Source organism: Rubrivivax gelatinosus (assembly GCF_016583785.1).
In the GTDB taxonomy this organism is placed as follows: Bacteria; Pseudomonadota; Gammaproteobacteria; order Burkholderiales; family Burkholderiaceae_C; genus Rubrivivax; species Rubrivivax gelatinosus_B.
Map to the genome: position 1 here is coordinate 1 of NZ_NRRU01000163.1, position 6,963 is coordinate 6,963.

The following is a 6,963-nucleotide window of genomic DNA, read 5'->3' on the forward strand; positions in this document are numbered from 1 at the left end:
ACCGGCGGCACCGGCAGCGCCAGCAGCAGCGCCCAGGCCAGCGGCGCGGTGCGCCGGGAAAGAGGCATCGTCGGCTTCATCGGATCCACACGCGGGAAGCGGCACCGTCCAGGCCGCCGCCGATCTGCAGTTGCACACCCTGGGCGTCGATGCGCAGCACGCGCGCGACGCCGCCGTCGGGCAGCTCGAGTTCGTCGCCTTCGGCCACCAGACGCTCGCGCCAGCGCTGCGACGGGCCTTCGGTGTCGGGGCCGAGCAGCGCACGCGTGCGGTCGGTGCGTGCGATCGCGAGCACGCGCCAGCCGGTGGCCAGTGCCGCCGTCGCCGGCAGCGCGGCCGGGCCGCCGCTGCGGCCGGCGCGGCGCTGGCGCAGTTCGGGCGTCACCTGGAACGGGTCGCGCTCGGGTGCCGCCGCGGCGCCACGGCGCTGGGCCTGCACCGCGTCGGCGTAGTCCTGCATCACGCGCAGGCCCTGCTGCACCGTCGGCGGCGCTTCGGGCAGGTTCTGCGCCTGGACGGCGGCGCTCAGCAGCAGGGCTGCCGCGGCGCGGCGCGGGTGCGGGCAGCGTCTCATTGGCCGCCTCCGCCGATCGACATCACGGTCTTGAAGAAGGTGTAGTAGACGAAACCGACGACGCCGCCGACGACGAGCAGCAGCGCCGGCTCGATGAGCCCGGTCATCAGCTTGATGCGCGCGTCCAGCCGGCTGCGAAAGTGCGCCGCCACCGCGTCGAGCACGCCGTCGAGCTGGCCCGTGCCTTCGCCGACCGCGACCATGTGGCGCAGCAGCAGCGGCACCGGCCGCTGCTCGAGCGCGCGCGCCAGGCTGCGCCCGGCCAGCAGCCGGTGTTCGGCCTCCTCGAAGACGGCGACGTAGACGCGGTTGCCGGCGATGCGGCGCACGATGCGCAGGCTCTCCAGCGCCGTGGCGCCGCTCTTGATCAGCAGGCTCATGGTCCAGGCCACGCGCGTCATCGTCGCGTCGCGGATCGCGCCGCCGACCAGCGGCAGCGCCAGCAGCACGCGGTCGACGACGCGCCGGCCGCGTTCGAACTGCGTCACGCCCCAGAGCCCGAGCACGAACGCAGCCAGCGCCGCGCCGGCCCAGGGCGCCCAGATCGAGAAGCCGGCGGCCAGGTCCATCAGCAACTGCGCCTCGGCCGGCACGCGGTTGCCGCGGCCTTCGATGAAGGCGGCAAAACGCGGCACCACCGAGACCGCGAGAAAGGCGAAGACGCCGACGGCCATCGCCAGCACCAGGCTGGGGTAGAGCATGGTGCTCAGCACCTGGCGGCGCAGCTCGCCCTGGCGCTCCAGGTCCAGCGCCATGCGCTCGCAGACCAGGTCGAGCTCGCCGCTGGCTTCGGCGCTGGCGGTCAGCTGCACCATCAGCGGCGTGAACGGCCGCCCGCGTGCGGCCATCGCCTGCGACAGCGGCTGGCCGCCGCGCAGCCCGGCGGCGAGCGCGCCGACGTGGCCGCGCAGGCTGTGCTTGACGGCGAGCCGGCCGGCGGCGTCCAGCGCCTGCACCAGCGTGTGGCCGGCGCGCAGCATCAGCGCCAGCTGGCGCAGCAGCGTCGCCAGGTCAGCGCGGCGCGTGGGCATCCAGGCGCGCGGCAGCAGCGGCTCGAAGGCGGCGGCCAGGCGCTCGGCTGCGCTCTGCGCTTCGGGCAGCGCGCCGGCGGCCAGCACGATCGGCCGCAGCCGCAGCGCACGCAGCTGGGTGCGGGCGTCGCGTTCGTCGCGGGCGTCGATCTCGCCGCGCTGCTCGACACCGTGCGCGTCCAGCGCCAGATAACCGAACAGACTCACTGGAGCCCCCTTCGGCCCGCGGCCGGCTCCGCCACGCGGGAATGAGCCCCGGACAAGTCCTGAGCGCTCACTGGGGCACCCTTCGGCCTGTCGGCCGGTCCCGCCAGGCGGGAATGAGCGCCGGACAAGTCCTGAGCGCTCATGCACCACCCCGCAGGAAAGGCCGCACGTCGTCGAAGCCGACGAGGCCGGCGAGCAGCTTGGTGCGGGCGTCGTCGGCGAGCGCGTAGAGCGTGCCGCGTTCGTGCGCGAGCTCGGCCAGGCGGCGTTCGCGCGCGCCTTCGGCCACCGCCTCGGCAAGCGCGGCGTCCATCCACAGCGCCTCGTACAGCCCGATGCGGCCGCGGTAGCCGCTGCCCAGGCAATGCGGGCAGCCGACCGGGCGGTACAGCGCCGCGCCCGGCGGCAGCGCCTCCAGCGCCAGCGCCTGCAGCTGGCGCGTGTCGGCCGCGGCCGGTTCGCGGCAGCGTGTGCACAGCCGGCGCACCAGGCGTTGCGCGAGCACGCCGGCCAGCGTGTCGGCGATCATGTAGCGCTCGCAGCCGATGTCCACCAGCCGCGTCACGGCGCCGGCGGCCGAGTTGGTGTGCAGCGTCGACAGCACCAGGTGGCCGGTGGCGGCGGCCTTGAGCGCGGTGTCGGCGGTGTCGGCGTCGCGCACCTCGCCGACGAGGATGATGTCCGGGTCGTGGCGCAGGAAGGCGCGCAGCGCGTCGGCGAAACCGACCTTGCTGCTGACGCCGACCTGCGAGATGCCGGCCACCTGCTGCTCGACCGGGTCCTCGACGGTGAGGATGTTCAGCCGCCGGCTGTCGAGCTCGCGCAGCGCCGCGTACAGCGTCGTCGACTTGCCCGAGCCGGTGGGGCCGGTGACGAGCAGGATGCCGTGCGGGCGCGCGAGGATGGCGCGCAGCGGCGCGAGCACGGCCTCGGGCATGCCCAGCGCGTCCAGCGTCAGCGTGCCGCCCTGGCCCAGCAGGCGCAGCGTCAGGCGCTCGCCGTGGCAGGTGGGCATCGAGGCCACGCGCAGGTCGATGCTGTCGCCGTCCCAGCCGGAGACGGCGAAGCGCACGCCGCCATCCTGCGGCGCGCGTGCTTCCGAGATGTCCAGCCCGGCCAGCACCTTGATGCGCGAGACCAGGGCTTCGCCGAGCGTGCGCGGCAGCGCCAGCCCCCAGTCCTGCAGCACGCCGTCGACACGCAGGCGCAGCTGGTGGCCGCCGTCGACGGCCTCGACGTGGATGTCGGTGGCGCGGCGCTGCAGGCTCTCGCGCATCAGGCGGTCCAGCAGCGCGGTCGCGTCTTCGTCGGGGGCGCGCGCGGCGCCGGTCGGCCCGCGCCCGGTCTCGCGCTGCAGCAGCGCGGCCAGGCCTTCGGCGTCGGCCAGCATCAGCCGCGGCTCGCGCCCCAGCAGCCGCGCCACGACCTGGGCGCCGGCGCGGTCGTCGGGGTCGCACACGGCCAGGCCCTCGCGGCCCTGCTCGTCGAGCATCGGCATCATCGCGTGCTTCTGCAGCAGCGCCACCGGCAGGCGCTTGAAGGCGGCGTCGTCCAGGCGCGCCGTGCCCAGGTCCAGCCAGGGCAGGCCGCGCTGGCGCGCCAGCGCCTGCCAGAACGCGGTGGGCGGCAGCCGCAGCTCGCGCCCGATGGCGTCGAGCAGCCCCAGGCGCTGCGCACGCGCCAGCGGCCGCAGCCGCGACACGGTGGCCGCGTCGACCAGCCCGGCCTGCACGCCGGCGTTCACCAGCGCTGCTTCATGCACGGCCATGGGGGCTCCGGGTCGGGTGGCGCGCGCCGGCTTCGGCCAGCAGCCGGCCCAGGCGTGCCGGGTCGCGCGCCAGCGCGCGGGCCTCGTCCAGCCCCAGGCGGCCGCTGCCGACGGCGGCGGCGAGCGAATGGTCGAAGGTCTGCATGCCGAGCTCGCTGCCGCTTTCCAGCAGCGAATGGATCTGCTTGCTGCGCCCGGAGGCGATCAGGTGCGCGACCGCGGTGTTGACCACCAGCACCTCGGCCAGCGCGGTGCGGCCGCCGCCGTCGCGCCGCGCCACCAGGCGCTGCGAGACCACCGCGCGCAGGCAGGCTGCGAGGCGGTAGCGCGCGGTGTCCTGCTCGTCGCCGGGGAAACCGCCGACGACACGCTCGACGGTGCCGACGGTGTCGGCGGTGTGCAGCGTGCCCAGCACCAGGTGGCCGGTCTCGGCGGCGGTGAGCGCGGCGCGCATCGTCTCCAGGTCGCGCATTTCGCCGACCAGGATCACGTCCGGGTCCTGGCGCAGCGCCGCGCGTACCGCGCTGGCGAAGTCGGGGAAGTCCTGGTGCAGGCCGCGGTGCGTGATGTGCGAGCGGATCGGCTCGTGCACGAACTCCACCGGGTCCTCGATCGTCAGGATGTGGCGTGCGTGCTGGCGGTTGATCTCGTGCACCAGCGCCGCCAGCGTCGTGCTCTTGCCCGAGCCGGTGACGCCCGTGACCAGCACCAGGCCGTCGCCGATGTCGGCCAGCCGCGCCAGCGACTCGGGCAGGCCGAGTTCGCGCAGGCTGCGAAAACGCCCGTCGAGGTGGCGCGCGACCAGCGCCGGCCGCCCCAGGCTGGTCAGCAGGTTGACGCGGAAGCGTTCGTCGCCCAGAGCCAGCCCCAGGTCCAGGCCGCCGTCGCGGCGCCAGTCCTCGAGCCGGCCGTCGCGCGTGGCCAGGCGCTCGCAGAGTTCGGCCAGCGCCGCCGCCGGCCAGGCGCGCGCCTGCAGCGGCCGCAGTTCGCCGTCGACACGTGCCAGCGGCGGCTGCGCGCTCGCCAGGTGCAGGTCGGAGCCGCGCAGCTCGAGCAGGCGCTGCAGCAGCGTGTGCAGGCGTTCGAACACGTCGGTCGGGGCGCTCGGTTCGGAGTTCACAGCGTCAGGTCCATCTTCACTTCCAGCCAGGGCAGGGCCGGCGCTGCGGCGCTGCCAGCCGGCGCGGCGCGCACCTCCAGCGACAGCCAGACCGGCGCCACGGTGTAGGGCAGCGTGCGCAGCCCGTCGAGGAACTGCATCAGGCCGCGGAACGAGGCCTGGGCCTCGAAACGCATCGTCGGCCGCTGGTAGGGCGCGGCCAGCGCGAGCTGGCGCATGCGTTCGGCGCTCGGCGGCTGGCCCTGCTCCTCGCGCTTGAGCCCCTGCAGCTCCAGCCGCGTCAGGTTCAGGTCGGCGCTTTCGGCCAGCGCGGTGATCGCGGCGACGAGTTCACGCCCGGGCTCGAGCGTGTCCAGCGGCGCGAACGAGGGCTCGATCTCGGCCAGGTGCGCCTGCTGGCGCCCGAGTTCGCCGCGCAGCCCCGCGGCTTCGCGCGCCAGCGCCGCCGGCGACTTGCCGCTGAGCCGCGCCGGCGGCAGCACCGGCGCCTGCTTGGCGGCATCGCGCGAGCGCAGTTCCAGCCGCGTCAGGTCGCCGCGCGCCTTCAGCCGCGCCGGCTGCGAGACGAAGGCGTGCAGCGCGGTCAGCGACGCCAGCGCGAGCGCGCCGGCGATCAGCGGCACGCGCTGTCGTTCGGCCTCGCTCAGGCGCTGCCAGCGTTGGCCAGCGCGCTCGGCGACGCGGTGCAGAGGCTTCATGGCCGCACCCCCGACGCCGCCGGCGCCGGCGCGGCGTCGGCTTCGAGTTCGGGCGTCTGCGGCACGAGCCAGAACGTCAGTTCGACGCCCGGCTGGCCCTGACGCCCCGGGCGGCTGCGCAGCGCCGGCTGGGCGACGCTGATGCCGCGTTCGGCGACACGCTGCTGCACCCGTTCGGCGTAGGCCTGCAGCCGCGGCGCGTCGTTGGACCAGGCGCGCACCTCGATGCCGATGCGGGCCTCGCCGTTGCCGGCTTCGCGCACGCCGTCGAGCACGACCTGGGCGTCGATCGCCGCGCCCAGGTCGCGGATCAGCGCCGGCACCGTCAGCCGGCGTTCCTGCACCGCGTCCCAGGCGCCGGTGCGCGCCAGCGTCTGCTCCAGCTGCTGGCGCAGCGCCGCGACCTCGCGCTGGCGCTGCTGCATCTCGCGCGACTGGCTCTGGCCCTGCTCGCGGTCGGCGCTGCTGGCGTTGAGCCTGGCCTCGATGGCCTCGCGCCGGCGTTCGGTCTGCTGGATGTCCCACCAGACCCAGCCCTGCCAGCAGGCCGCCGCGGCGACCGCGGCGCCGGCACCGAGCCAGGGCCGCAGGCCTGGCCGGCGCCACGGCGCCGGGCGCGGGTCTTCGACCGGGATGCGCACGGCACGCGCCGCGCTGGCGGCCTCGAGCTCGCAGGCCAGCGCCTGGGCGCGCAGGCGCGCGGCCTCGGCGGCGCCGTCGGCGGCGACGACGACCGGCAGCCGCATCAGCCGCTGCAGCTCGGCGGCCAGCGGCGCGGCTGCCAGCGCCGTGTCGGCGACGACCAGGCGCAGCGTGTGCAGCGGCTCGACCTGCCAGTCCAGCAGCAGCGCCGCCAGCGCCTCGGCGTCGGCGGCCTGCTCGTCGCGCGAGTCCAGGCGCTGGCCGCCGCAGCGGCCGTCGACACGGCGCAGCGCATACACCGTCTCCGGCGTCAGCTCCAGGCCGAGCGTGACGCCGGGGTCCTCGCCACCCCAGGCCGTCGCCAGCCCGGTGCGCGGCCAGAAGCCGGCCAGGCCGATGCCGGCGGCGCGTGCTGCGGCGCGCCAGTCGGCGCGCGCCTGCGCGCCCATCGCCGCGGCGCGCCACAGCGGCAGCTTGTGGCCCTGGCCGTCGCGCACCAGCGCACCCTGCCAGCCGCAGGCGATGTCGCGGTCCAGCATCTGCAGCGTGCTCTGGGCGGCGAGCGCGGCGTCCAGCGCCTGGCGGTCCAGGAAACCGGTTTCCAGCGCCAGTTCGCCGAAACGCAGCGCGTCGCCGTCGGGGCCCAGCCGGCCCTGGCGCGACAGCGCGGTGACCGTCTCGCGCGCCGCGGCGTCGAGCGCGGCCCGTGCCTGCAGCACCGCGCCTATGGTCCAGGCCGCGTTGTGCGCCGCAACCGCCGGTTCGGCCTCGTAACGCACCATCTCCAGCATCTGTGCCGGCGCGCGCGGGCGCTGCGGGTCCACCGGCAGGTCCACCGTCGCCGGCACCGCGCCGGCCAGCATCACCGCCAGCCGGCGCGGGCGCGGCAGGCCGGCTTCGGCAGCGGCGCGCAGCAGCTCGGG

6 protein-coding genes are annotated in these 6,963 nt (G+C 75.9%); all 6 read right to left on the reverse strand.

Going from position 1 to position 6,963, the window contains the following annotated elements; translation table 11 throughout:
- Positions 1–76 precede the first annotated feature (76 nt).
- Positions 77–574: a hypothetical protein gene (locus CKO43_RS24375; RefSeq protein ID WP_200232209.1), complete on the reverse strand. Its 498-nt coding sequence runs from the start codon at positions 572–574 to the stop codon at positions 77–79.
- Positions 571–1,812: a type II secretion system F family protein gene (locus tag CKO43_RS24380; RefSeq protein ID WP_200380283.1), complete on the reverse strand. Its 1,242-nt coding sequence runs from the start codon at positions 1,810–1,812 to the stop codon at positions 571–573. Before CKO43_RS24380 ends, CKO43_RS24375 begins: the two co-directional genes overlap by 4 nt.
- Before the next feature lie 139 nt (positions 1,813–1,951).
- Positions 1,952–3,580, reverse strand: a complete 1,629-nt coding sequence (locus tag CKO43_RS24385) for a GspE/PulE family protein (protein WP_200232207.1) — start codon at positions 3,578–3,580, stop codon at positions 1,952–1,954.
- Positions 3,567–4,700, reverse strand: a complete 1,134-nt coding sequence (locus CKO43_RS24390; RefSeq protein ID WP_200380284.1) for a PilT/PilU family type 4a pilus ATPase — start codon at positions 4,698–4,700, stop codon at positions 3,567–3,569. The genes CKO43_RS24385 and CKO43_RS24390 overlap by 14 nt, the downstream gene beginning before the upstream one ends.
- A complete protein-coding gene (locus tag CKO43_RS24395) occupies positions 4,697–5,398 on the reverse strand; it encodes a hypothetical protein (RefSeq protein ID WP_200380285.1) in 702 nt (233 codons plus the stop codon). Before CKO43_RS24395 ends, CKO43_RS24390 begins: the two co-directional genes overlap by 4 nt.
- The coding region (locus tag CKO43_RS24400) for a hypothetical protein (RefSeq protein WP_200380286.1) at positions 5,395–6,963 on the reverse strand (1,569 nt) is incomplete at its 5' end. The genes CKO43_RS24400 and CKO43_RS24395, both read right to left, overlap by 4 nt.

What these genes read in the sequence shown, in the direction of transcription:
- CKO43_RS24375 (WP_200232209.1), bottom strand. Translation starts at nt 574, where the DNA reads ATGAGACGCTGCCCGCACCCGCGCCGCGCCGCGGCAGCCCTGCTGCTG.
- CKO43_RS24385 (WP_200232207.1), bottom strand. Translation starts at nt 3,580, where the DNA reads ATGGCCGTGCATGAAGCAGCGCTGGTGAACGCCGGCGTGCAGGCCGGG.
- CKO43_RS24395 (WP_200380285.1), bottom strand. Translation starts at nt 5,398, where the DNA reads ATGAAGCCTCTGCACCGCGTCGCCGAGCGCGCTGGCCAACGCTGGCAG.